At 67.7% G+C, this 24,109-nt stretch carries 19 protein-coding genes and 2 rRNA genes; 9 read left to right on the top strand and 12 right to left on the bottom strand.

Features of this window, described 5'->3' with window-relative positions; translation table 11 throughout:
* The first annotated feature begins 234 nt into the window (after positions 1-234).
* A 23S ribosomal RNA gene (locus JEQ17_RS21985) occupies positions 235-3,353 on the top strand.
* 101 nt (positions 3,354-3,454) lie between these two features.
* A 5S ribosomal RNA gene (gene rrf / locus JEQ17_RS21980) occupies positions 3,455-3,571 on the top strand.
* A gap of 66 nt (positions 3,572-3,637) precedes the next feature.
* Here the strand turns inward: rrf and JEQ17_RS21975 are convergent.
* From JEQ17_RS21975 to JEQ17_RS21960, 4 genes are all read right to left on the bottom strand, one after another.
* Entirely contained in the window at positions 3,638-4,306 is a 669-nt protein-coding gene (locus JEQ17_RS21975; protein ID WP_200396822.1) for a response regulator, read from the bottom strand.
* Positions 4,303-5,574 (bottom strand): sensor histidine kinase, encoded by a 1,272-nt coding sequence (locus JEQ17_RS21970; protein ID WP_234048758.1) that lies wholly within the window; start codon positions 5,572-5,574, stop codon positions 4,303-4,305. The genes JEQ17_RS21975 and JEQ17_RS21970 overlap by 4 nt, the downstream gene beginning before the upstream one ends.
* 220 nt (positions 5,575-5,794) lie before the next feature.
* Positions 5,795-6,568 (bottom strand): ABC transporter permease, encoded by a 774-nt coding sequence (locus JEQ17_RS21965; protein ID WP_200396820.1) that lies wholly within the window; start codon positions 6,566-6,568, stop codon positions 5,795-5,797.
* Positions 6,565-7,479: an ABC transporter ATP-binding protein gene (locus tag JEQ17_RS21960; protein ID WP_200396819.1), complete on the bottom strand. Its 915-nt coding sequence runs from the start codon at positions 7,477-7,479 to the stop codon at positions 6,565-6,567. The genes JEQ17_RS21965 and JEQ17_RS21960 overlap by 4 nt, the downstream gene beginning before the upstream one ends.
* Positions 7,480-7,574: 95 nt before the next feature.
* Here JEQ17_RS21960 and JEQ17_RS21955 point away from each other — a divergent pair, with 95 nt between their 5' ends.
* Positions 7,575-8,165 carry a GNAT family N-acetyltransferase gene (locus JEQ17_RS21955; protein ID WP_200396818.1) on the top strand — a complete coding sequence of 197 codons (591 nt, stop codon included), beginning with the start codon at positions 7,575-7,577 and terminating at the stop codon, positions 8,163-8,165.
* 11 nt (positions 8,166-8,176) lie between these two features.
* Here JEQ17_RS21955 and JEQ17_RS21950 read toward each other — a convergent pair whose 3' ends face one another.
* The 6 genes from JEQ17_RS21950 to JEQ17_RS21925 form a co-directional block, all read right to left on the bottom strand.
* Positions 8,177-9,808, bottom strand: a complete 1,632-nt coding sequence (locus JEQ17_RS21950; RefSeq protein ID WP_200396817.1) for a P-loop NTPase family protein — start codon at positions 9,806-9,808, stop codon at positions 8,177-8,179.
* A 14-nt stretch (positions 9,809-9,822) separates the two neighbouring features.
* Entirely contained in the window at positions 9,823-11,247 is a 1,425-nt protein-coding gene (locus JEQ17_RS21945) for an ATP-binding protein (RefSeq protein WP_200396816.1), read from the bottom strand.
* Between the two features lie 12 nt (positions 11,248-11,259).
* Positions 11,260-12,819: an SCO6880 family protein gene (locus JEQ17_RS21940; protein ID WP_200396815.1), complete on the bottom strand. Its 1,560-nt coding sequence runs from the start codon at positions 12,817-12,819 to the stop codon at positions 11,260-11,262.
* The gene (locus JEQ17_RS21935; RefSeq protein WP_200396814.1) at positions 12,816-14,147 is read right to left on the bottom strand and encodes a hypothetical protein; all 1,332 of its coding nucleotides are present in this window, start codon (positions 14,145-14,147) and stop codon (positions 12,816-12,818) included. The genes JEQ17_RS21940 and JEQ17_RS21935 overlap by 4 nt, the downstream gene beginning before the upstream one ends.
* The gene (locus JEQ17_RS21930; protein ID WP_200396813.1) at positions 14,137-14,976 is read right to left on the bottom strand and encodes a hypothetical protein; all 840 of its coding nucleotides are present in this window, start codon (positions 14,974-14,976) and stop codon (positions 14,137-14,139) included. Before JEQ17_RS21930 ends, JEQ17_RS21935 begins: the two co-directional genes overlap by 11 nt.
* Before the next feature lie 192 nt (positions 14,977-15,168).
* Entirely contained in the window at positions 15,169-15,477 is a 309-nt protein-coding gene (locus JEQ17_RS21925) for a hypothetical protein (RefSeq protein ID WP_055613376.1), read from the bottom strand.
* Between the two features lie 596 nt (positions 15,478-16,073).
* Here JEQ17_RS21925 and JEQ17_RS21920 point away from each other — a divergent pair.
* Both JEQ17_RS21920 and JEQ17_RS21915 read left to right on the top strand, forming a co-directional pair.
* Positions 16,074-16,472, top strand: coding sequence for an ArsR/SmtB family transcription factor (locus JEQ17_RS21920; protein ID WP_200396812.1), 399 nt, complete (start codon positions 16,074-16,076; stop codon positions 16,470-16,472).
* Positions 16,469-17,131: an SRPBCC family protein gene (locus tag JEQ17_RS21915; protein WP_200396811.1), complete on the top strand. Its 663-nt coding sequence runs from the start codon at positions 16,469-16,471 to the stop codon at positions 17,129-17,131. The genes JEQ17_RS21920 and JEQ17_RS21915 overlap by 4 nt, the downstream gene beginning before the upstream one ends.
* A 7-nt stretch (positions 17,132-17,138) precedes the next feature.
* Here the strand turns inward: JEQ17_RS21915 and JEQ17_RS21910 are convergent, their stop codons facing one another.
* Positions 17,139-17,384, bottom strand: coding sequence for a DUF397 domain-containing protein (locus JEQ17_RS21910; protein WP_200396810.1), 246 nt, complete (start codon positions 17,382-17,384; stop codon positions 17,139-17,141).
* A gap of 205 nt (positions 17,385-17,589) precedes the next feature.
* Here JEQ17_RS21910 and JEQ17_RS21905 point away from each other — a divergent pair, with 205 nt between their 5' ends.
* The 4 genes from JEQ17_RS21905 (at position 17,590) to JEQ17_RS21890 (ending at position 22,006) form a co-directional block, all read left to right on the top strand.
* The gene (locus tag JEQ17_RS21905; protein ID WP_200396809.1) at positions 17,590-18,333 is read left to right on the top strand and encodes a trypsin-like serine peptidase; all 744 of its coding nucleotides are present in this window, start codon (positions 17,590-17,592) and stop codon (positions 18,331-18,333) included.
* Positions 18,334-18,355: 22 nt separating this feature from the next.
* Entirely contained in the window at positions 18,356-20,065 is a 1,710-nt protein-coding gene (locus tag JEQ17_RS21900) for a serine/threonine-protein kinase (protein ID WP_200396808.1), read from the top strand.
* A 112-nt stretch (positions 20,066-20,177) separates the two neighbouring features.
* Positions 20,178-21,122 (top strand): C40 family peptidase, encoded by a 945-nt coding sequence (locus JEQ17_RS21895; RefSeq protein ID WP_200401645.1) that lies wholly within the window; start codon positions 20,178-20,180, stop codon positions 21,120-21,122.
* A 182-nt stretch (positions 21,123-21,304) separates the two neighbouring features.
* Positions 21,305-22,006, top strand: coding sequence for a phosphatase PAP2 family protein (locus JEQ17_RS21890; protein ID WP_200396807.1), 702 nt, complete (start codon positions 21,305-21,307; stop codon positions 22,004-22,006).
* A gap of 222 nt (positions 22,007-22,228) precedes the next feature.
* Here JEQ17_RS21890 and JEQ17_RS21885 read toward each other — a convergent pair whose 3' ends face one another.
* Complete coding sequence (locus JEQ17_RS21885) at positions 22,229-23,794, bottom strand: FAD-binding oxidoreductase (protein WP_200396806.1); 1,566 nt, start codon at positions 23,792-23,794, stop codon at positions 22,229-22,231.
* Between the last annotated feature and the right edge of the window lie 315 nt (positions 23,795-24,109).

Raw genomic sequence — 24,109 nt, 5'->3', positions numbered from 1 at the left:
TGGAACGTTGATTATTCGGCACTCGTGATGGTCTTCTCCTTCCAGTACTGCCCTTTCGGGGGTGTGGAACGTTGAGGGAAGAGATCAGGAGTGCCGGGCACGCTGTTGGGTGTCTGAGGGTACGGACCTTGTGTCTGGATCTTCAGTGCCGGCCCCGGTACAGCATCGCGTAAGCGGTGTGTGACGGGTGGTTGGTCGTTGTTTGAGAACTGCACAGTGGACGCGAGCATCTGTGGCCAAGTTTTTAAGGGCGCACGGTGGATGCCTTGGTACCAGGAACCGATGAAGGACGTGGGAGGCCACGATAGTCCCCGGGGAGCCGTCAACCAGGCTTTGATCCGGGGGTTTCCGAATGGGGAAACCCGGCAGTCGTCATGGGCTGTCACCCACATCTGAACACATAGGGTGTGTGGAGGGAACGCGGGGAAGTGAAACATCTCAGTACCCGCAGGAAGAGAAAACAACCGTGATTCCGGGAGTAGTGGCGAGCGAAACCGGATGAGGCCAAACCGTATACGTGTGAGACCCGGCAGGGGTTGCGTGTACGGGGTTGTGGGATCTCTCTTTCACAGTCTGCCGGCTGTGAGACGAGTCAGAAACCGTTGGTGTAGGCGAAGGACATGCGAAAGGTCCGGCGTAGAGGGTAAGACCCCGTAGTCGAAACATCAACGGCTCGTTTGAGAGACACCCAAGTAGCACGGGGCCCGAGAAATCCCGTGTGAATCTGGCGGGACCACCCGCTAAGCCTAAATATTCCCTGGTGACCGATAGCGGATAGTACCGTGAGGGAATGGTGAAAAGTACCGCGGGAGCGGAGTGAAATAGTACCTGAAACCGTGTGCCTACAAGCCGTGGGAGCGTCGCTCATCAAGTTTACTTGGTGGGTCGTGACTGCGTGCCTTTTGAAGAATGAGCCTGCGAGTTTGCGGTGTGTTGCGAGGTTAACCCGTGTGGGGAAGCCGTAGCGAAAGCGAGTCCGAACAGGGCGATATAGTAGCGCGCTCAAGACCCGAAGCGGAGTGATCTAGCCATGGGCAGGTTGAAGCGGCTGTAAGAGGTCGTGGAGGACCGAACCCACCAGGGTTGAAAACCTGGGGATGACCTGTGGTTAGGGGTGAAAGGCCAATCAAACTCCGTGATAGCTGGTTCTCCCCGAAATGCATTTAGGTGCAGCGTCGTGTGTTTCTTGCCGGAGGTAGAGCACTGGATAGGCGATGGGCCCTACCGGGTTACTGACCTTAGCCAAACTCCGAATGCCGGTAAGTGAGAGCACGGCAGTGAGACTGTGGGGGATAAGCTCCATGGTCGAGAGGGAAACAGCCCAGAGCATCGACTAAGGCCCCTAAGCGTACGCTAAGTGGGAAAGGATGTGGAGTCGCAGAGACAACCAGGAGGTTGGCTTAGAAGCAGCCACCCTTGAAAGAGTGCGTAATAGCTCACTGGTCTAGTGATTCCGCGCCGACAATGTAGCGGGGCTCAAGCGTACCGCCGAAGTCGTGTCATTTCAGCATATAGGGCCAACGCCCGCTGGGATGGGTAGGGGAGCGTCGTGTGCCGGGTGAAGCCGCAGCGGAAGCTAGTGGTGGACGGTTCACGAGTGAGAATGCAGGCATGAGTAGCGATACACACGTGAGAAACGTGTGCGCCGATTGACTAAGGGTTCCTGGGTCAAGCTGATCTGCCCAGGGTAAGTCGGGACCTAAGGCGAGGCCGACAGGCGTAGTCGATGGATAACCGGTTGATATTCCGGTACCCGCTGTGAAGCGTCAAACATTGAACCAGGCGATGCTAAGTCCGTGAAGCCGCCCTGGAGCCTTCGGGCAAAGGGGAGTGGTGGAGCCGACGGACCAGACCTGTAGTAGGTGAGTGATGGGGTGACGCAGGAAGGTAGTCCAGCCCGGGCGGTGGTTGTCCCGGGGTAAGGGTGTAGGCCGAGTGGTAGGTAAATCCGCTACTCATCAAGGCTGAGACCTGATGCCGAGCCGATTGTGGTGAAGTGGATGATCCTATGCTGTCGAGAAAAGCCTCTAGCGAGTTTCATGGCGGCCCGTACCCTAAACCGACTCAGGTGGTCAGGTAGAGAATACCGAGGCGTTCGGGTGAACTATGGTTAAGGAACTCGGCAAAATGCCCCGTAACTTCGGGAGAAGGGGGCCATCACTGGTGATCGGATTTACTCCGTGAGCTGGGGTGGCCGCAGAGACCAGCGAGAAGCGACTGTTTACTAAAAACACAGGTCCGTGCGAAGCCGTAAGGCGATGTATACGGACTGACGCCTGCCCGGTGCTGGAACGTTAAGGGGACCGGTTAGTGCACTTTCGGGTGTGCGAAGCTGAGAACTTAAGCGCCAGTAAACGGCGGTGGTAACTATAACCATCCTAAGGTAGCGAAATTCCTTGTCGGGTAAGTTCCGACCTGCACGAATGGCGTAACGACTTCTCGACTGTCTCAACCATAGGCCCGGTGAAATTGCACTACGAGTAAAGATGCTCGTTTCGCGCAGCAGGACGGAAAGACCCCGGGACCTTTACTACAGTTTGATATTGGTGTTCGGTTCGGCTTGTGTAGGATAGCTGGGAGACTGTGAAGTCATGGCGCCAGCCATGGTGGAGTCGTCGTTGAAATACCAGTCTGGTCGTGCTGGATGTCTAACCTGGGTCCGTGATCCGGATCAGGGACAGTGTCTGATGGGTAGTTTAACTGGGGCGGTTGCCTCCTAAAGAGTAACGGAGGCGCCCAAAGGTTCCCTCAGCCTGGTTGGCAATCAGGTGTTGAGTGTAAGTGCACAAGGGAGCTTGACTGTGAGACCGACGGGTCGAGCAGGGACGAAAGTCGGGACTAGTGATCCGGCGGTGGCTTGTGGAAGCGCCGTCGCTCAACGGATAAAAGGTACCCCGGGGATAACAGGCTGATCTTCCCCAAGAGTCCATATCGACGGGATGGTTTGGCACCTCGATGTCGGCTCGTCGCATCCTGGGGCTGGAGTCGGTCCCAAGGGTTGGGCTGTTCGCCCATTAAAGCGGTACGCGAGCTGGGTTTAGAACGTCGTGAGACAGTTCGGTCCCTATCCGCTGTGCGCGTAGGAATATTGAGAAGGGCTGTCCCTAGTACGAGAGGACCGGGACGGACGAACCTCTGGTGTGCCAGTTGTCCTGCCAAGGGCATGGCTGGTTGGCTACGTTCGGGAGGGATAACCGCTGAAAGCATCTAAGCGGGAAGCCTGCTTCGAGATGAGTATTCCCACCAACTAGATTGGTTAAGGCTCCCAGTAGACGACTGGGTTGATAGGCCGGATGTGGAAGCCCTGTAAGGGGTGAAGCTGACTGGTACTAATAGGCCGAGGGCTTGTCCTCAGTTGCTCGCGTCCACTGTGTCAGTTCTGAAATAACGAACGACACGTCTCCCCTCCTGGGCCACAGGGGGGTTGAGGCACCGGTTCAGAATTTCATAGTGTTTCGGTGGTCATAGCGTGAGGGAAACGCCCGGTTACATTCCGAACCCGGAAGCTAAGCCTTACAGCGCCGATGGTACTGCAGGGGGGACCCTGTGGGAGAGTAGGACACCGCCGAACAAAATTTGAATGAGAAAAGCCCCCGCACTTCGGTGCGGGGGCTTTTTTGTGTTTTCAGGGCCCTTTTCAGGATGGCTCGACCAGCCTCGTGTCGTACGCCAGGATCACCGCCTGGATGCGGTCCCGGGAACCGGTCTTCGCGAGGATGCGGCTCACGTGGGTTTTCACCGTCGACTCGGCGAGGTGGAGGCGGGTGGAGATCTCCGAGTTCGTCCAGCCCTTTCCGATGACCGCCAGGATCTCGCGTTCACGGTCCGTCAGGGCGGTGAGGCGTGGGTCATGGCCGGGGGTCGTTTCCGGGCCCGGTGCGGGGAGGTGCTCGGCGTAGGCGTCGAGAAGGCGGCGGGTGAGACTCGGGGCGACGACCGCGTCGCCCGTGGCCACCGCGCGGATGCCAGCGAGGAGTTCCTCGGGCTGGGCGTCCTTGATGAGGAAGCCGGAGGCGCCCGCCCGCAGACCGGCGTACGCGTACTCGTCCAGGTCGAACGTGGTGAGGATGAGGACGCGGGTGCGGTCGCCGGAGGAGACGATGCGGCGGGTCGCCTCGATGCCGTCGAGGCCGGGCATGCGGATGTCCATCAGGGCGACGTCCGGGTGGAGTTCGGCCGTCATGCGGATCGCCTCGCTGCCGTTCGACGCCTCGCCCACGACCGCCATGTCGTCCTGGCTCTCCAGGAGCATGCGGAAGCCGAAGCGCTGCAGCGGCTGGTCGTCGACGATGAGCACGGTGGTCACTGCGGGGTTTCCTCCGGTAGGTGAAGGTGGACGCGCCAGCCGTGTTCCGGGAGCGGGCCGGACTCAAGTGTGCCGCCGTACAGGGCGGTTCGCTCGCGCATTCCGGTGAGGCCGCGGCCTCCGGCCCCGGGGGTCCGGCCTGTGCCTCCGCGGCCGGTGTCGGTCACCGTGGCGGTCACGGCGCCGCCGTCCCCGTACGACACAGTGACCGTCGATGTGGCGTCGGGGCCGCCGTGCTTGAGGGTGTTCGTCAGGGCTTCCTGGATGACCCGGTAGACGGTGAGTTGGCGGCCCGGGGGGAGGGCGGTGGTTCGGCCCTGGATGGTGGTGCGGACGGGGAGGCCGGCGGAGCGTACGCCGTCGATGAGGTGGTCGAGGTCGGTGAGGGACGGCTGGGGGGCCATCTCCACGCCCGGAGGTTCGTGTCCCACGGAAAGTCTCGGGGACAGTCCCGGGGCAGGTCCGAGGGGTTCGGCTCCTGGCCTCTCTGTTCCTGAGGGGTCCGTGCGCAGTACGTCCAGGAGGCGGCGGAGTTCGCCGAGGGCCTGGCGGCTGGTCGTACCGATGGCGGTGAGGGCCTGGGCGGCGCGTTCGGGGTTCTTGGCGGCCGCGTACGAACCGCCGTCCGCGAGGCTGGTGATGACCGAGAGGTTGTGGCCGATGATGTCGTGCATCTCGCGGGCTATGCGGGTGCGTTCGGCGGCGGTGGCGAGACGGGCCTGCTGGTCGCGTTCCACCTCCAGCTGGCGGGCGCGTTCGACGAGGGAGGCGAGGTACTCCTGGCGGGTGCGGTAGGAGACGCCGACGATCGCCACCATGGCGAGGCGGGTCGCCTGCGGCACGATGGACTGGTCGGCGCCCTGCTCCTCGGGGTAGCGGAGGGCGTCCACGACGATCGGTCCAAGGGTGAGGGCGTACGACCAGAGCAGGGCGCGCAGACCGGTGTGCAGCGCGATGTTGAACGTGACGACGAGCAGGGTCAGGCTCGCCTGGAGGTCCGTGCCGGTCCAGGCGTTGACGGCGGCGAGTGGGAGCATCGCCAGGAGGACCGTGACGGGGTGGGTGCGGCGCCACAGGAGCGGGACTGTGAAGCCCAGGGTCAGGGTGGTGAGAAGCCAGGTCGGCGCGTCCGGGTTCTCGGTGATGTTCCGCCAGCCTCCCTGCATGTCGTTGACGGCGGCGGCCAGGAAGAAGCCCGCGACCAGGACGTCCCACACCAGCGGGTGGCGTCGGTCGAAGGCGCGCACCCGGTGACTGAGGCGGTGGATCGTGCGGGTGACGGGCTGTTGGCGGGCGCCATCCGGTGACCAGCCCCGCCAGGACTGGTCGCGCCAGGCCTGGTCCCGGCGGGCGCGGTCCCGGCGGCTCCGGTCGCGGGCCCTGCGCAGCCAGTCCCGGTGCCAGTTCCGGTGCCAGTCCCGTGTCTCGGTCACGGTTCCATCCTCGTACGCGAGCCGAAGGTACGGGAGTTAGTGGTACGGGAGTTGGTCATACGTCCCGTCGCTTGAGGAGCAGGGCCGCCGCGCCCAGGATCGCCGCCGTCCACAGGGTGAGGGCGAGGAGGGCGGGGCCCGTTGCCGCGTAGTCGGAGGAGTCGTGGAGGGTCATCAGGCCCTCGGCCGCCCTGCCGGGGAAGTACTTGGAGGCGCTGTCCATGACGTCGTACGGGAACATCCTGAGGACCTCCGGGAGGACGGTGACGCCTCCGATGAAGGCGGTGATGCCGCCGGGGACCGAGCGGAGCAGGGCGCCCAGGCCGAGGCCGATGACGGCCAGGGAGGTCAGGCCCGCGGCGCTGCCGAGGAGGGTGCCGAAGACTCCCGGGTCGGTCAGGGACAGCTCCTTGTCCGTGCCGTCGAGGAAGAACTGCCCGGCCGTGAACGTGACGAGGAACGTGGCGAGCGTGGCCGTGAAGGTGACCGCGGCGACGACGCCGGCCTTGGACCACAGCACCGGGAGGCGGCGCGGTACGGCCACCATCGTGGAGCGGACCATTCCCGTGCCGTACTCGCCCGCGATGAACAGGACGGCCACGACGGCCAGGATGATCTGCGAGAACTGCGTGCCGAAGAGCAGGAACTGGACGGGGTCGATGCCGGAGGACTCACCGCCGTCCTGTTCGTAGGAGGCGCCGATCGCGATGCCGATGCCGATGGTGACGACGGTCGCGGCGGTCAGCATGATCCAGGTGGAGCGGACCGTCCACAGCTTGTGCCATTCGGAGCGCACGATGCGGGCCGGGGTGAGGGCGAGGGTGGTCATGCCGGCTCCAGGTGGGCTGCGTATTCGAGGGAGTCGCGGGTCAGGTCCATGAAGGCGGCCTCCAACGAGGCGGCGTGCGGGGTGAGTTCAAAGAGCGGGATGTTGTGGGCGGCGGCCGTGCGGCCGATGTGTTCGGCGTCCGTGCCGTGGACTTCGAGGGTGCCGGGGGTGGTGCTCGTGACGTCCACGTGCGGGGCCGCGAGGAGTTGGGCGAGCAGGCCCGCTTCCGGGGTGACGACCTTGACCGTGCCCGCGCCAGATTCGCGTACGAACGTGTCGACCGTCGTGTCGGCCAGCAGGCGGCCCCTGCCGATGATGATCAGGTGCTCTGCGGTCAGGGCCATCTCGCTCATCAGGTGGGAGGAGACGAAGACCGTACGGCCCTCTGCGGCAAGGGACTTGAGGAGGTTGCGGATCCACAGGACGCCCTCGGGGTCGAGGCCGTTGACGGGTTCGTCGAGGATCACGGTGGCCGGGTCGCCGAGCAACGCGGCGGCGATGCCGAGGCGTTGGCCCATGCCGAGGGAGAAGCCCTTGACCCGTTGTCCGGCCACGTCGGTCAGGCCGGTGAGGTCCAGGACGTGGTCGACGCGGCTCCTGGGGATGCCGTGGGTGAGGGCGAGCGCGACCAGGTGGTGGTGGGCCGTGCGGCCCGGGTGCACCGAGCGTGCTTCCAGGAGTGCGCCGACCTCGTGGAGGGGCGCGCGGTGGTCGGCGTACGCGCGGTCGCCGACCGTCGCGGTGCCGTGTGTCGGGGCGTCCAGGCCGAGGATCATCCGCATGGTCGTGGACTTGCCGGCGCCGTTGGGGCCGAGGAAGCCGGTGACCGTGCCCGGGCGGACGGTGAAGGTGAGGTCGGACACGACGGTCTTGTCGCCGTAGCGTTTGGTCAGTTCGGAGGCCGTAATCATGTCTTCGATGGTCGGCCGGGCGGGTGGCCGGGGGCGTCGGACGACGGCGGGATATGAGGTGAAGGGTGTAGTACCCCGGTATTACGGTGACCCTCATGAACCCCGATGCTCGTTCTGATGACCGTCTCGATGCCTCGGCGGACCATGTGGTGCGTTCGATACGTGCCGACGAGTGGCCCGCGGCGAAGGAGCTGCGGCTGGCCGCGCTGCGGGATCCGGTGGCGCATCTCGCTTTTCTGGAGACGTACGAGGCTGCCGTGGGCCGGCCCGACAGCTTCTGGCGGGAGCGGGCGGCGGGGGCCGCCGAGGGTGTGCGTGAGCGGCAGCAGGTGGTGGCCGTGGCTCCCGACGGGCGGTGGGTCGGGTCGGTGATCGTGCTCGTCGAGGAGGCGGGGGCGCCTGGCGCGCTCGGGGACGTGAGCGACGTACGCCAGGGGCATCTCGTGGCCGTCTATGTGCGGCCGGAGGTGCGGGGGCGGGGGCTCACCGAGCGGCTCTTCTCGTACGCCCTTGAGTGGGCGTGGGACGTTGCCGGGGTCGAGCGGGTGCGGTTGTTCGTGGACGAGCGGAACGGGCGGGCCGAGGCCTTCTACCGGAGGTTCGGGTTCATGCCCACGGGGGAGAGCGTTCCGGTGCCGGGGGATCCGGGCGCGCGGGAGTTGGAGTTCGTGTTCAAGCGGCCCTAGGGGGCGGTGAGTTACACCGGGAGCTCGTGGTGGGGCCAGCGGGAGCGGGCCTGTTCGCGGGAGCGGAGGAGGGCCAGGACGGGGAGGCCTCGGTCGGGGCCGCCCGTGCCGGTTCCCGTGCTCGCGGACAGGAGGTCCGGGAGCTGGGGGAGGGGGGCCACCGCTGCCACGTCGTCCAGGACGAGGGTGAGTGGTGGGTCGAGGCGACCGGAGGATGACCGTTCGGCCATGCGCCGGCCGCGCTCGACCACGCTTGAGGCGAGGGCCGTCAGCAGGGGCATCGCACCGGGATTTGCCCTGGGGTCCTCGATGGGTTCACCGACCACATAAAGCGTGCCCCCTTCGTCGGCGAAGGAATCCAAGGTGAGGGTGTCGGTTCGGTTGGGTGTGCAGGCTTCGCGGACATTCACCGTGAACAGGGCGGACAGGGCCCGTGCCGTCAACTCCTGGGCGATGTCCCGGCGTTCGGGGTGCGAGGTGAGGGTGGCTTCGAGTTCGCCCGCGGAGCCGGCGGCGGCCTTGGGGTTCGTACGGAGGATGCGTACGGCTTCCTGGACCTGGGTGCCCTGCGCCCAGCGGTGGACGTGGCGGATGGTGCGGCCGTCCACGGCGGCGGCGTGGAGGTAGCTGCGCAGGAGGGTTTCCGCGGTGTCGGCGACCGTCTGGTCGATCTTCGCGGTGGGGCGGACCGGGGCGAGGAGCGCTGCCGCGCGGGCCTTGGCGGTGTCCTTGTTCTCGCAGCCGGCGGAGGGGGACCAGTGGAGGCGGGCCGGGGTGTCGCAGAGGTGGGAGGGGTCGTAGAGGAGGACCGGGCCCAGTTTCGCGCGGGCGTCCTTCGTGTCCGACCAGAGGGTGGGGTTGGAGGTGATGACCAGGGCCGGGCCGTCGGCGTCCCGGATCGCCTGGACGGCGAGGGGGTGGCGGGTCTCGGGCGGGCCGAGGACGAGGGGACCTCGCGGGGTGGGTACGGGGCTTTCCCACCCACCCACCCGTTCACCGTCGGCTGCCACAGGAACCGACTCCAGCGACGGCTCCGCCGCCCGGACCGGGGCCGCCGCCGGGTACTCCGTCGCCGGCTGCGGCGCCGTGGCGTGCTCGACCGGCGGGTGCGCCGGGTGGTGTGCCGCTGCGGGGCGCTCCACTCCCGGCCGTTCCACCTCCGGCCGTTCCACCTCCGGCCGTTCCACCTCAGGCCGCTCCGCCGCCCGGCTCCGAGGAACCTCGCGAGGCTCGTCCTTGGACGGAAGGTCCGACTCCGCCGCGGCGAGCGCCCTGCGTCGTGCCCTCCCCGCTCGCCATCTCGCCGCCGTTCCCATGACGAACACCGTCAGGACCAGCAGGACCATCAGCTGGCCGATGAACAGGCCCCAGAAGAGGCCGTACCCGGAGAGTTGGGTCTCCGGGGTTTCCGGCCAGGCGGCCGCGATGTCGTGGGGGGCCTCGACGAGTTGGCGCATGGCCAGGGGCGTACGGCGGAAGGTGACCTCGGCGGGCCAGGAGCCGTGGGTGAAGAGGCCGGCCAGGCCGGTCGCCGTCCACACCATGACGGTCATGCCGAGGACGAAGGCCAGGACACCGACCAGCAGTCCGTCGGGGATGCCGCCTTCGCCGCCGCGGTGGCGGTCGCGCTCGTCCGGTCTCATCTCGGGCCGCTCCTCTACGCCACCGTGGACTCGGACGAGTCGTCGAGATCGCTCAGGTGTTGCTCCATGAACGCCGCCGCGCGTTCCTCGGCCTCGAGTTCGGCGGCCCGCAGGGCGTCGTCCGCGAGGTGGTCGGCCGACGACTCCGTCATGGCGCGGTCGGTGAAGACGAGGGGGCGTTCGGTCTCGGTGATCAGGTGTTTGACGACCTGGACGTTGCCGTTGACGTCCCAGACGGCGATGCCGGGCGTGAGGGTGGGGATGATCTCCACGGCCCACCTGGGCAGGCCGAGTACCCGTCCTGTCGACCTTGCCTCGTCCGCCTTCTGGGCGTAGATCGTCCTGGTGGACGCCATTTTGAGGATCGCGGCGGCTTCCTTGGCCGCCGCGCCGTCGACCACGTCGGAGAGGTGGTGGACCACCGCCACGAACGACAGGCCCAGGCGTCGGCCGAACTTCAGCAGGCGCTGGAACAGCTGGGCCACGAAGGGGCTGTTGATGATGTGCCAGGCCTCCTCGACGAGGAAGATGCGCTTCTTCCGGTCGGGGCGGATCCAGGTGTGCTCCAGCCACACGCCGACGATCGCCATGAGGATCGGCATGGCGATGGAGTTGCGGTCGATGTGGGACAGGTCGAAGACGATGAGGGGCGCGTCGAGGTCGATGCCGACCGTGGTCGGGCCGTCGAACATGCCGCGCAGGTCACCGTCGACGAGGCGGTCGATGACGAGGGCGACGTCCAGGCCCCAGGCCCGTACGTCGTCTATGGCGACGTTCATCGCCTCCGCCGACTCCGGTTCGGGGTGGCGCAGTTGCTCGACGATGTCCGTCAGTACGGGCTGGCGCTCGACGATCGTCTCGTTGACGTAGGCGTGCGCGACCTTGAGGGCGAAGCCGGAGCGCTCGTCCAGGCCGTGGCCCATCGCGACCTCGATGATCGTCCGGAGCAGGGCGAGCTGTCCGGTGGTGGTGATCGCGGGGTCGAGCGGGTTGAGCCGGATTCCCATGTCCAGGGCGGCGGTCGGGTCGAGCCGGATGGGGGTTATACCCAGCTGCCGGGCGATGAGGTTCCACTCGCCGTCGCCGTCCTCGCCCTGTGCGTCGAGGACGACGACCTGCCGGTCCTTGAACCTCAACTGCCGTAGGACGTACGTCTTCTCCAGGGCCGACTTGCCGTTGCCGGACTCGCCGAGGACCAGCCAGTGCGGTGCCGGGAGCTGCTGTCCGTACAGCTGGAAGGGGTCGTAGATGTAGCCCTTCCCGGAGTAGACCTCGCGGCCGATGATGACGCCGGAGTCGCCGAGGCCGGGGGCCGCGGTCGGCAGGTAGACGGCCTGGGCCTGGCCGGTGGAGGTGCGCACCGGTGGGCGGGTCGTCTCGACCTTGCCGAAGAGGAAGGACGTGAAGGCCTCGGTGAGGACGGACAGCGGATCCCGCATCAGTACTCAGCCCTACCTTCGGATGCCGGTGGCGAACGGGAGTGTGTTCACGAAGGCGCGGTGGTGCTCTCGGTCGCACCACTCCAGCTTCAGGTACGACTTGCCGGCCGAGGCCCTTATGGTCCGCTTGTCGCGGGCGAGTGCCTCGGGGTTGCGGGAGGAGACGGTGATGTAGCCGACGAGGTTGACGCCGGCGGCGCCGCTCGCGAGGTCCTCGCCGCGCTGGTCCATGCGGTTGTGCGAGGCGACGTCGCGGGGGTCGACGGTCCGGTTCATCTTGGCCTGGCGGCTGGCCTCGGCGTCGTCGTTCGTCTTCTCGGTGAGCATCCGCTCGATGGCGACCTCGGTGGGTTCGAGGTCCATCGTGACGGCGACCGTGCGGATCACGTCGGGGGTGTGGACGAGCAGCGGGGCGAGGAAGTTGACGCCCACCGGGGTCATCGGCCATTCCTTCACCCAGGCCGTGGAGTGGCACCAGGGGGCGCGGGTGGAGGACTCGCGGGTCTTGGCCTGGAGGTAGGTGGGCTCCATGGCGTCCAGCTCGGCCGGCCAGGCGTTGCGCTTCGTCATGGCCTGGATGTGGTCGATGGGGTGGTCCGGGTCGTACATCGAATGCACGAGGGAGGAGAGCCGGCCCTGTCCGAGCGGCTGGCGCACCCGGATGTCGGCCTCCTGGAGGCGTGAGCAGATGTCGGTGAGCTCGCGGGCCATGACGACGGCGAGTCCGGAGTCGCGGTCGAGCTTCTTGCCGCCCTGCGGGCGCGCGGCGCGGGCCATCGCGTGGCCCTCGGCGGCGAGTTCGCGGGAGTAGTGCATGCAGGCGACGAGGTAGGCGCGGTGCTGTTCGCTGCTCGTCGACACCATGGACTGGAGCTGGTCGTACGACTGCTGCAGCCAGCCGGGTGCCTTCTCGTCGCCGCGTACGACGACGTCCTTGGCGTGGGCGTCCGGGTCGGCGGGGAGCGTACGGGCGAGCATCTGGAGGCGGGTGACGAAGCCGTCGCCGTTCGCGACGTGCTTGAGCAGGGTGCCGAACCGGTCGACGAGGGTTTCCTGGTCCTCGCTGTCGCGGAGGCCGACGCCGGGGCCCTCGATCTCGATCGCCGCAGTGACGGTTTTCCGGTCGGCGTGCAGGAGGACGGCGATCTCGTCCGGGCCGAAGGGCGCGGCGAGCCAGGTGATCCGTCCGATGCCGGGCGGGGGGCCGACCTCGACCTCGCGGCCGTCGATGCGTGTCCCGGACTCCATGACCTTGCTGCGGTAGGCGGTGCCCTGGCGGAGGCTGCGCTTGTAACTGCGGTTGATCTCGAACCACTTGTAGAAGGTCCGCCGCTTGTAGGGCACGTACACCGCGGCCAGTGCCAGCATCGGGAAGCCCACGAGGGACACGATGCGCAGGGAGAGCACAGGGACGATCAGACCGGACATCATGCCGAGGAACGCGCCCACGATGATCAGCGCGATCTCGCCGGACTCGCGGTTCCTGCCGACGATCGCGTTCGGCCGGGCGCGGCCGATCAGATATGTCCGGCGGGGCGTGACCGGATGGGACACATGGGCCTCGGTCGTCAACGCCCTTCACCTCCCGTGCGGTTGTTGCTGCTGTTGCGTGTGTTTCCGGCGTGGGGGGTGTTCACCGGGCTGCTGCGTGGTGGGGGTGCGGCGGAGGGGACAGATCCGCCGCCGCCCCCGCCCGAGGAGCCGCGGGAGCTGTGGGCGGCGACGCCGCCGGAGGCGGGGTTGGAGGGGCGGGCACCGCCGCCTCCGCCTCCACCGCCGTTGTTGTCGGCCCGGGCGCTGTGGGTCTTGATGCCCTGGGCGACGAGGGTGGCGGGCGAGCTGATGACGGCCGCGGCCTTGCCTTCGGCGCCCTGCATGATGCGGTTGTTGCGGGAGCCGGCGATCTCGTCGCCGAAGCCCGGTACGAAGCGGTAGATCATCGCGCTGGCGAAGATGGCGAGCAGGATGATGGCGAGGCCGGAGACGACGGCGGAGAACGCGTCGGGTCCGTCCTCGGCGGACAGGGCGCCGGCCAGGCCCAGCACGATCACGATCACCGGTTTCACGAGGATGACGGCGATCATGATGCCCGCCCAGCGGCGGACGTGGCCCCAGAGGTTCTTGTCGACCAGTCCGGCGTAGACGACGGTGCCGAGGAGCGCGCCCACGTAGAGGAGGGCGGCGCGGATCACGAGCTCCAGCCACAGGACGCCCGCGGCGAGGATCGACACGAGGGACACCACGATCAGCATGATCGGGCCGCCGCCGATGTCGGTGCCCTTGTTCAGGGCGCCGGAGAAGTTGCCGAAGAACGTGTCCGTCTGGTTGCCGGTCGTCTTGGCCAGGACCTCGGCGATGCCGTCGGTCGCCGACACGACGGTGTAGAGGATCAGGGGTGTGAAGGCCGACGCCAGCACCGTCAGCCAGAGGAAGCCGATCGCCTCGCCGATGGCCGTGCTGAGGGGGACGCCTCGTACGGCTCGCTTGGCGACCGCGAGCAGCCACAGGAGGAGGGTGAGGATCGTCGACGCGGCGAAGACGACCGCGTACTGCTGGAGGAACGTGGTGTTCGTGAAGTCGACGGTCGCCGTGTTCTGGACCGCGTCACTGAGCTTGTCGATGGTCCAGGAGGCGGCTTTGGCGCAGCCTTTGGCGAGGGAGGCGAGGGGGTCGAGAGCCGTGGCGGGGTCGTCGAGGGAGGGGCCCTGACGGCTGGAGCCGCCGCCGTCTCGTTCGCAGTAGTCCTTGGCTGGGCCGACGATCAGGTCGCAGTTGTCGTCGGACGGCGAAGGTGTCGGAGTCGGTGCCGCGGCCGCGCGGGTGGCGAGCAGCACGAGCGTGGTCTGTACGGCTGCGACGGCGGCGGTGACCTTTAGTACGCGGCGCGGGCTACCGGGCATACGTGAAGCCTCCGAACTCTTCGACGGCCTTCGAGATCTCGTCGGACGGCGAGACCGTGTTGTCGCCGTTCACCGGCGCCGGTCCGGGCTTCTGGGAGAAGCTGTCGACCTTCCAGTCGCCGTCGGCCCACCGCAGTTGGAGCGTCATGGTGAACCAGTCGTTGCTGACCGGGTTCTTCGAGTCGTCCCCGGCGGTGCCGAACACGCCCGTGCACCAGACCTCGACGGTCGCGGCGTCGGCCGAGTGGTCGGTGATCTTGGTGCCGACCGGCATGGTGCGTGAGACGTAGGTCTGTCCCGCGGCCGCGTTGCCGTTCTCGTCCAGGCCGACGTTGCTCAGGAACTCCTTGGAGTACGCCTTGTCCAGCTTGGCCTGCAGCGCGGACACCTTGTCGGCGACGAACACCTGCTGGACGATCTCGCTGCGCCGGGCGGGCTTGAGGATGTCGGCCGAAACCAGCACCACCGAGTAGTTCGCGGCCGCGGACTCCGCGCCCTGCTGGTTGTGCGCGAACCCCGACGGGATGCCGCCCGCCTTTGTCTGCACCGGTTGGTCCCCGGAGGGCGCCGTCGGGGCCGACTTCGTCTTGTCGCCGCTCGACTCGTCCGAGGCGGAATCACCGCCGCCACGGTTCGCGAAGGCGATGGCGGCAATCAGGAGCACCACCACTCCCACCACCGTGACGAGGCTGCGGGAGGAGGAACGGCCGCCGCGTCGTGCGCCGCCGTAGACGTCACCGGCGCTGTCGGGGAGGCGTGTGCGGGTCTGGCCGGTCCCCCCGTATCCGCCGTCGTCGCCGCGCGCTCCGTGCTCGTCGCCGAGACTCATGCCGCGTACGCCCCCTCAACCTCTTGCTGAACCGCGTAATACGACGGTAGCCGCGCTGGCTTCAGCGCGGGCGCGGTGTGGTGACTCGACATCAGGGAAACGCAACCTCAGCCGGTGGGCACGACGGACGGGTGGGTTGGAGGGAGACCGGGCGTGCCCGGCCGGGTCTGAGGACGCCGAGCCGGCGGCCGCCTAGACGGCCATGCCGTACACGATGGTGAAGACAGTGCCGAGGGAACCGATGATGAAGACTCCGGTGAGACCCGCGACGATGAGGCCCTTGCCTTGCTCGGCACTGAAGGTGTCGCGGAGGGCCGTCGCGCCGATGCGTTGCTTCGCCGCGCCCCAGATCGCGATGCCGAGGCACAGCAGGATGGCGACCGCCATCACGACCTCGATCATTACCCGCGCCTCGTTGCCCAGGCTGCCGAAGGGGCCCCAGTCCGGGGCAATCCCGCCGATGATGGTGTTGATGTCGCCCTTTTCGGCTGCGAAAAGCATGTAAGTCACCGCCCCTTGTGGGTTGTTCTGCACCCCCTGCCACTCTGCGCAGAGGTCAGGGCCATTGTCGCCGACAAAGACGCTGTCGCATGTCGACTTGGCGTCATTGGTTGGCGGGTTTCGTACGGATCCCTTGTCACCGGCCCTCGCGGGGCCCTGACGGGGGCGGGGGTCGGTATACAAGGAGGCATATCGTCACTCTGTGTATCACGGCAGGTCACGCCGGGCAATGAAGTGGAACCGGGAGTCGAACCGGAACCCGAGGTGTGGTTCCGTCGTTAGCCCCTCTTATCCGGCTCACTCCGGGCGGTGACCGACTCCGCCCGCCCATCGAGCCCGACCCCGTCCCATGTGCGCCGGTCCGTCGTGCCGATGTTCTCCGGGTCGTACGTCTCCTGGTGAGTAGACACCGCCCGTTTTGCGCTGGGGGAAGGCTATCCCGGTTGCGGGCGTGGGGATGTGGCGGGGTGTCACCTGCGGGGCATGTCGACGGGTGCGGCGGCAGGCCCATCGGCCCATCGGCCCGTCGCGGCCCGGGGTGGGTCCCACCTATATTTGCTTGTGCTTATATAAGTGAGCAGTGATATATTGATGCCGTGCACGCATTCGACGTACTCGGGGATCCCGTACGCCGCCGGATCCTTGAGCTGCTCGCCGACGGTGAGATGAGCTCCGGGGCCGTTTCGGAGGTCATCAGGGAGGAGTTCGGCATATCCCAGCCGGGCGTCTCGCAGCATCTGAAGGTGCTGCGGGAGAACGGCTTCGCCACGGTCCGGCCGGAGGGGACCCGGCGGCTCTACGCCGTGAACTCCGACCCGTTGCGCGACATCGACGCGTGGCTGGCCCGCTTCCGGCACTTCTGGACCCCCCACCTGGACGCCCTGGCCACCGAACTGGCCCGGGGCAAGCGCGAGCGCCGGCTCCGCGAACGTGAACGCGAAAGCGACGGCGACTCCGGCGGCGACGACCCCGTACAGCAGAGGAGCAACCCATGATCGACGTCACCCACCAGATCAACGCCGTGCGGCGCCGCGTCGGCAGCCGTGTCATCGAGGCCGGCGAAGGACACGTGGTGACCTTGAGCCAGACCTACGACTCGACCGTCGAGGACCTCTGGGACGCCTGCACCAACCCCGAGCGCATCCCGCGCTGGTTCCTGCCCGTCACCGGCGACCTCCGCGTCGGCGGCAAGTACCAGCTGGAGGGCAACGCCAACGGCACCGTCGAGAGCTGCGACCCGCCGCGGGGCTTCGCCGCGACCTGGGAGTTCGACGGGAACGTCACCTGGATCGAGCTCCGGCTGATCCCCGAGGAGGACGGCGGTACGCGCTTCGAGCTCGACCACATCGCCCCCGACGACGACGAGAAGTGGGCCCAGTTCGGCCCCGGAGCCGTCGGGGTCGGCTGGGACATGGCCTTCATCGGCCTCACCCTGCACCTCTCCACCGGCGAGGCCGTGGACGCCCAGGAGTTCATGGCCTGGGCCGGGGGCGAGGAAGGCCGACGGTTCGTCGTCCTGAGCAGCGAGGGCTGGTACGCGGCGAGTGTCTCCGACGGTGAGGCGGAGGGGGTTGCGCGGGCGCGGGCGGACCGGACGACTGCGGCGTACACCGGGGCCGATGTCGACGCCGGCGCCGATACCGAGTCGGACTGACGTCGGGCTAGGGCGACCCGTCCTCCACGCCCTCCAGGCCCTCCACGAAGTGGTCGAACTCGCCTGCCTGTACGCCGAGTACGAAGGCGTCCCACTTCTTCCGGGTGGTCGTGACGACGGTCTCCGGGTCGCTGGTCTCACGGATGTAGACGAGGTCGTTGTCGCCGAAGGCGAGCTCGATCCAGGGACCCGGACCGGTCGCCTCCGGCGGGGCGGCACGTTCCCAGGTGAGGTTCGCGGGGATGTCAGACATGACTCGGGTTCTCTTTGAGTACGTGGACGAGGGCTCGTGACTCTGTTTGTATCCGACGGCCACCGTATCCCCGACCTGGGCCTGCACCCTTCGACTCCCGCATGATCCCCGCGTTCCGGGCAGCCGCTGGGTGTTGACCTGTTCATACGGGATTCTCAGGTAGAGGCGGGGATTCCTCTCACCCCGTCCGGCAAGGCTTCCTGCGATGAAGCGCCCCATCCGTCTCCCCCTCCTCGTCGCCGTGGCGTTGCTGGCCACCGGGTCGGTGCCCGTGGCGGCCGCGCACGGTCGTGTGCGTACGCCCGTACCGCTCGGCGTCACCGTGACGGCTCCCGTGAGTGCCGGGGACGCGCGGGTGGGAGTGCTGGTCAGGGGCGGGGCGCACTACTGCACCGCCTCCGTCGTGCACAGCGAGCGGCGGGATCTCGTCGTCACTGCCGCCCACTGTCTGAGTGGGAGTGGCGGCGGGGCCATCTACTTCGTGCCCGGGTATCGGGGCGGGGAGGCGCCGTACGGGGAGTGGGCCGTGACGCGGACGTATGTCGGTGACGGGTGGAAGGGGCGGGAGGACGAGGACAGTGATGTGGCGTTCGCCCGGGTCGCCTCCCGGGGTGGGGAGGAGATCGAGGATGTCGTGGGGGGCAACCGGCTGGTTGCCGGGCGGCGGGTGAGTCCGGTGGGGCGGGCCGTCACCGTTGTCGGGTATCCCAGGGCTCGGGAGACGCCCGTGTGGTGCACGAACATCTCCACGGCGTACGGCGGCAGCCAGCAGCGGATCGAGTGTCCGGGGTACAGCGGGGGCACGAGCGGGAGTCCGTGGATCGATGCGGAGGGGCGGGTCGTAGGGGTGCTGGGCGGGTTCCAGCAGGGCGGTACCACCGATGACGTGTCGTACAGCGTCGTGTTCGGGCGCGAGGCCGCCGAGTTGTACGGGAAGGCGTCGAAGTGACCTGTGTGAAAAGGTCGGTTGGGTGGAGGCACTCAGAGAACGGGACCCCGCCCACATAGGCGCGTACACGTTGCTCGCCCGGCTGGGGGCGGGTGGGATGGGGCAGGTGTATCTCGGGCGGTCGCCCGGTGGGCGGCTCGTGGCGATCAAGGTGATCCGGGACGAGATCACCGACCATCCCGAGGCGCTGGCGCGGTTCCGGCGCGAGGTGGAGACGGCTCGGGCGGTGCGGAGCGCGTACACGGCGAACCTGATCGACGCGTCGCTGGACGCCGCGCCTTACTGGCTCGCCACGGAGTATGTGTCGGGGCCCACGCTCGGTGGGGCGGTGGCCGAGCGGGGGGCTCTGCCGCCCGAGACGTGCCGCGGCCTGTTCGCCGCCCTCGCGGAGGGACTGGCGGCCGTGCACGAGCACGATGTCACGCACCGGGACCTCAAGCCGCCGAACGTCATCCTCGCGGCCCAGGGCCCCCAGCTCATCGACTTCGGGATCGCGCGGGGCGCCGGGCAGACGGCACTCACCGAAGCGGGCTCCGGGCCCGGCACGCCCGGCTTCACCGCTCCCGAGGTGTTGATACGCAACGAGGTCGGGCCGGCGGCCGACGTATTCGCACTCGGCGCGACGATCGCGTACGCGGCGACCGGGCGGCCCCCGTTCGGCAGGGGCGAGCCCGCCGGGGTGAGCTACCGGGCCGTCCACGAACCCATCGATCTCGCGGGCGTCGAACCAGAGTTGGCGCAACTGATCGAAGCGTGTGTCGTCAAGGATCCGGCGGCGCGACCCGCTCTGGCCGAGGTCATCGTGCGATGCGGGGTGCGGACGGCACTGGTCGAGGACCCGTCGTACGGAGGACTCGCCGCGCTGGGCGAGTCGGTGCCGCAGACGCCGCCCCGGAGTGTTCCGTCGGCTCCGGCTGCCCCGCCCTTGGGGTCGTACGAGCTGCCGACGGCCTCGGCTTCGACTCCGGGCGCCTACGGGTACACACCCACTCAACTCTCCGGGCCCGCGCGTCGGCGTACCCGGCCCTGGATGGTCGCCGTGGCGATGGGCCTCGCAGTGGGGGTCGGAGCCGCCTTCGTTCTGCTTCAGCAGGAGCAGGACAAGGGGGGCGGGGGTGACGAGGGTGGTGGCAAGTCGCCGAGCGGCGCCGCGAGTTCGCCGTCCTCCAGTTCCGGTGCGGAAAAGGGCGGGGCGCCCGCCTATGCGGGGGACAAGATCGACCGCAACCTCTGGGACTCGGTCAAGGGCCAGTGCAACCTGCCCTACGAGGAGCGGCCGAGTGAGAAGTTCCTGACATCCATTGCCGATCCCGCTGATCCGGAGCCCAAGGATCCGGCGACGATCAGGTTCGACGACAAGGTGGAGATCGGGTTCGCCGACATGGCGACGTCCGCCCAGGACGCCAAAGAGGCGTTCTACGTCACCATCAGCGTCAAGCCGCCCCACGACATCGACCCGAGCACCGGAAAGCCCGTCGAGGGACTGCTCAGCGCCAACGCGAACGTGGGCTACACCAGCAAGCCTGTCGACCTCTTTGGGGGCGACGGCCCGACCGAGTGGAAGTACGTCACGTACCCGGACGACTTCCGCAACCACCCCCAGGGCCTCGACCCGATCTCTGCCATCCCCCTGATCAACGACCCGGGAGACTGGACCGTGCAGTTCCACCACATCCGGACCCCCGACGACTACTCGAGCATCATGTGCACCGGCTTCACAGCATCGAAATGACGCCACCCTCGCCGGAATGGCCTTGAACAGCACCGATGTGGGGGAGAGTTGAGCCGTGCGAAAAGTATGGGTGGCAGGGAGCATCGCGGCCGGGCTGGGACTCAGCTTCGTGATGCTGCTCGTCGTCGGCGTGTACATGGTTGCCGGGAATCTGGCCAACGGCGTGGGGCAGGGAGCCAAGGGGCTTGCCAAGGGCGCCGTGCCGGCCGCGTACCAGACACTCGTGCAGAAGTGGGGCAACCTCTGCCCCGCCATCAGCCCCCCGCTGCTCGCCGCTCAGCTCTACCAGGAGAGCGGTTGGGATCCGGACGTCGTCAGCCACGCCGACGCGCGCGGCATCGCCCAGTTCATCCCCGGCACGTGGGCCTCGCACGGAATCGACGGTGACGGTGATGGCGACCGAGACATCTGGGATCCGAATGACGCGATTCCATCGGCCGCCTCGTACGACTGCGAACTCGCAAAGTACGTGAAAGACGTGCCCGGAGACGTCACGAACAACATGCTCGCCGCCTACAACGCGGGTGCTTACCGCGTCATAAGGTCGGGCGGAGTGCCGGCGATCACCGAGACCCAGAACTACGTCAAGCGGATCCGCACGCTGGAGGAAAGTTTCGCCAAGCCGGTCACCCGTGTCGACCCCTCCAAGCAAGCCGCCGGGGCCATTTACTACGCGCAGAAGAAACTGGGGACGCTGTATCTCTGGGGTGGGAACGGTACCGCTGACCAGGGCGGACGTTTTGACTGTTCGGGGCTGACCAAGGCCGCGTACGAGAGTGTGGGGATCACCCTGCCGCGGGTCGCCAACGACCAGTACAACGCCGGCCCGCACCCCAGCCGGGAGGAGCTGCTGCCCGGGGATCTGGTGTTCTTCTCGGACGACCTCACCAACTCCCGGGCCATCCGGCACGTGGGGATCTACGTCGGCGGCGGGTACATGATCAACGCGCCCCGCGCGGGTGCCGTGATCCGGTTCGACCCGATCGACACCCCCGACTACTTCGGGGCGACCCGGGTCACCGAAGATGGCGCGAAAGCGTTGCCCACCTCTGTGTGAAACCCTCCCCTGAGCTGCGGCGATGTATCTCTCTTCGATAACGTCTGAGTGATCATTCGGTGGAGGGTGGAACGTATGGAAGGGGAGTGTGCGTTCCTGTTCTCGTAGCCGACGACGGGGGTTGATGGCGCGGCGCACCGGTGGGTGCGTCGGGAAGAAGATGACGAAGGGGCCGTTGCACCATGGCTGGACTCGCCGAATCCGGTTCGAACCCTGACGTTGACTTGCTCTACGACATCAATGGTCTCGCCAAAGACGCGCCGCACTGGTTCGACCGCGTCATGGAGTTCGTGGGCGAGTGGGGGCTCCTGCTCGCCATGGTGATGCTGGTGATCTGGTGCTGGCTCACCGTGCGGAAGCGGGGTGGCGAGGACGCCGCCTCGTCCGTCGCCGCGCTGATCTGGGCGCCGCTCGCCGCCGGCGTCGCCGTACTCGTGAATGTGCCGATACGGGGATTTGTGGAGCGGCCCCGGCCTTTTGTCGACCATGACGGGCTGGAAGTTCTTATCGGCGGCAAGAGCGACTTTTCGTTCGTGAGCGATCACGCGACTCTCATGATGGCGATGGGGGTCGGGCTGTTCGTCGCGAATCGGAAGTTCGGGGTCGTGGGGATAGTGCTGGGTCTGTTCGGCGGGTTCTGCCGGGTTTATATGGGCGTGCACTATCCGACGGATGTGATCGGTGGATTTGCGCTCGGGACCGCGGTGGTGTTGCTGCTTTCGCCGCTTGCGATGGCTTTGTTGACGCCGGTTGTGGCTGCGGTGGAGAGGTCGCCTCGGGTGGGGTGGTTGGTTCGGGCGCGCGGTGCCTCCGGGGAGCGGGGGAAAGTGATTCCTGGGGCTCGTAGTGAGGTTGAGGCGGAGGAGCGGGACCTTGCGGCGTAGGTAGGGGGGCCTGTTGTTCGTTGCCGGGTGCGCGCCCGGTGGGGGCTTGTCGCGCAGTTCCCCGCGCCCCTGAAAAGCCCAGGGCTGGGCCGGTGCCTCTTCCCCGCGCTCCTGAAAGCCGGAGGCTGGGCCGTTCCCCGCGGCCCTGAAGGCAAAAGACTGCGCCGTTCCCCGTGCCCCTGAACGGGCGCCCCAGCCAACCCCCCTGCCAGCCCCAGCGCCCTACAGCGACTGTGGGAACTTGAAGAAGCCCTGCGGGTCGTACTTCCTCTTCAGGGTCTTCAGGCGGGGGGCCGCCTCGCCGTAGTACGCCTGGCGCCAGTTCTTGAGGGTTGGGTCTGTGTAGTTCTGGTAGGCCGCGCCTGATGCGTACGGCCTCATCGCTGTGTGGGCCTGGGTCAGCCAGGTGTTGGATGTGGTGCCGGAGGTTCCGGGGCGCCAGGCCCCGATGTACTGGGCCAGCATGCGGGAGCGGCGGTGGACGAAGGCCGTTGCCGTGGGGTCGATTCTGTTGATCGCGCCGCCGAGGGCTGTCAGGGCGATGCTGCCCGTGCCTCCTCGGACCCCGGATATCTGGGCGAGCAGGGTCTGGATGCCCGCCGCCGGGATCGAGCGGTCGAAGAAGTCCGAGCGGCCCGTGTACGTCTCACGGCCCAGGGCGCCCTGGGGCGAGCGGCCCGGTGTCGCGCCAGGGAGGTGGCACTGGGCGTCGTCCGGGAAGGCCGAGCAGCCCGCGTACACCTCCATCGACTCCTCGTAGGAGCGGCGCTTGAGGGAGACGCTGCGGGCGGAGGCGCCGATTCGGGTGGCGAGGCGGTCCACCGCGTTCTGGAGTTCGCCGTACGTGCCCAGGGAGAAGGCGGAGACCGAGACCGTGGGAGTGCCGCCGGCCGCGTTCTCGAAGTGGCACGAGGACCAGATCTCGTCGGGCTGGTCGGGGCCCCACTCCTGCCAGGCACCGAGGACGGCGGCGGCCCTGGACCACGGCCAGGACATGTACGCCGAGACGCCCTGCGGGGCCGGGTGCGTCTTGAAGCGGAGCTCGGTGACGACGCCGAAGTTGCCGTTGCCCGCGCCGCGCAGGGCCCAGAAGAGATCCTTGTTCTCGATCGCGCTCGCGGTGAGCTGCTTTCCGGCGGCCGTGATCAGCGTCGCCTGGGTGAGGCTGTCGCACGTCAGGCCGTAGGCACGGGACACGACGCCGTGGCCGCCGCCCAGTGTCAGGCCCGAGACGCCGACCGTCGGGCAGGAGCCGGCCGGGATGGTGACGCCCTTCGCGGCCAGCGCGCGGTAGACGTCGATCAGCTTGGCGCCCGCGCCGATCACGGCCTCGTCGCCGGAGGCCCGGACCTTGGAGAGCTTCGAGATGTCCAGGATCAGACGGCCGTCACCCGAGGACCAGCCCGCGTACGAGTGGCCGCCGTTGCGGATCGAGACGGGGACGGCGCGTGCCCGGGCGTACGCGAGTGTCGTACGGATGTCCTCGGCGTGGGCGACGTACGCGACGGCCGTCGGCCTGAGCGAGTCGAAGCGGGTGTTGTAGAGCTGGCGGGCCGCCGCCCAGTTCGCCTCGCCCGGGCGGACCAGGGGGCCGTCCAGATCCCGCGCCAGGGCCTTGAGGTCGGCCGCGGTGCTCGTCGACTCCAGTGGTGTGCCTGACGTACGGGCCCCCTCACCCGACCGCGGCCCGGAACCCCCGCCGGTGCCGCCCGTGCCGCTGGTGCACGCGGCCGAAACCGCTGTCGCCGCGAGCGCGGCGCCGCCAGCCATGAACGTACGCCGTTGCATGCGCGCCTCCCGTTGTTCCCGTGGAACGAGACGGGTCCACGGTCCGGCGGGTTCCACGGGCGGGTCCCGGGAATCGCGTACGAGGCAGCTCGGCACCGCCGATTTTCGGCCACGAGGGAGCCTGGGGACGCGAGGTGGGCGGAGGGGTGAGAAGGGGGGCGGGAGGGGTGAGGAGAGGCCGGAAGAGGGGAGTGATGCTTCCGAAGGAGGTGGTTCCGGTAGTCGGGACCCTCACGTGTTCTCCCCGTAAGCGTTCCGTGACCTCACCGCACTGACGGCAGGGGTTCACCCTCCGTTCACCCACGGCCATCGGCC

Origin of the sequence: Streptomyces liliifuscus (assembly GCF_016598615.1) — a bacterium.
Lineage (GTDB): Bacteria > Actinomycetota > Actinomycetes > Streptomycetales > Streptomycetaceae > Streptomyces > Streptomyces liliifuscus.
Note: the sequence above shows the minus strand (reverse complement) of the source record. Positions and strands in the feature narration are given on the sequence as shown.

What these genes read in the sequence shown, in the direction of transcription:
- JEQ17_RS21890 (WP_200396807.1), top strand. Translation starts at nt 21,305, where the DNA reads ATGGCTGGACTCGCCGAATCCGGTTCGAACCCTGACGTTGACTTGCTC.
- JEQ17_RS21955 (WP_200396818.1), top strand. Translation starts at nt 7,575, where the DNA reads ATGAACCCCGATGCTCGTTCTGATGACCGTCTCGATGCCTCGGCGGAC.
- JEQ17_RS21905 (WP_200396809.1), top strand. Translation starts at nt 17,590, where the DNA reads ATGAAGCGCCCCATCCGTCTCCCCCTCCTCGTCGCCGTGGCGTTGCTG.
- JEQ17_RS21965 (WP_200396820.1), bottom strand. Translation starts at nt 6,568, where the DNA reads ATGACCACCCTCGCCCTCACCCCGGCCCGCATCGTGCGCTCCGAATGG.
- JEQ17_RS21925 (WP_055613376.1), bottom strand. Translation starts at nt 15,477, where the DNA reads ATGCTTTTCGCAGCCGAAAAGGGCGACATCAACACCATCATCGGCGGG.
- JEQ17_RS21895 (WP_200401645.1), top strand. Translation starts at nt 20,178, where the DNA reads ATGCTGCTCGTCGTCGGCGTGTACATGGTTGCCGGGAATCTGGCCAAC.
- JEQ17_RS21885 (WP_200396806.1), bottom strand. Translation starts at nt 23,794, where the DNA reads ATGCAACGGCGTACGTTCATGGCTGGCGGCGCCGCGCTCGCGGCGACA.
- JEQ17_RS21930 (WP_200396813.1), bottom strand. Translation starts at nt 14,976, where the DNA reads ATGAGTCTCGGCGACGAGCACGGAGCGCGCGGCGACGACGGCGGATAC.
- JEQ17_RS21935 (WP_200396814.1), bottom strand. Translation starts at nt 14,147, where the DNA reads ATGCCCGGTAGCCCGCGCCGCGTACTAAAGGTCACCGCCGCCGTCGCA.
- JEQ17_RS21960 (WP_200396819.1), bottom strand. Translation starts at nt 7,479, where the DNA reads ATGATTACGGCCTCCGAACTGACCAAACGCTACGGCGACAAGACCGTC.
- JEQ17_RS21945 (WP_200396816.1), bottom strand. Translation starts at nt 11,247, where the DNA reads ATGCGGGATCCGCTGTCCGTCCTCACCGAGGCCTTCACGTCCTTCCTC.
- JEQ17_RS21915 (WP_200396811.1), top strand. Translation starts at nt 16,469, where the DNA reads ATGATCGACGTCACCCACCAGATCAACGCCGTGCGGCGCCGCGTCGGC.
- JEQ17_RS21950 (WP_200396817.1), bottom strand. Translation starts at nt 9,808, where the DNA reads ATGAGACCGGACGAGCGCGACCGCCACCGCGGCGGCGAAGGCGGCATC.
- JEQ17_RS21910 (WP_200396810.1), bottom strand. Translation starts at nt 17,384, where the DNA reads ATGTCTGACATCCCCGCGAACCTCACCTGGGAACGTGCCGCCCCGCCG.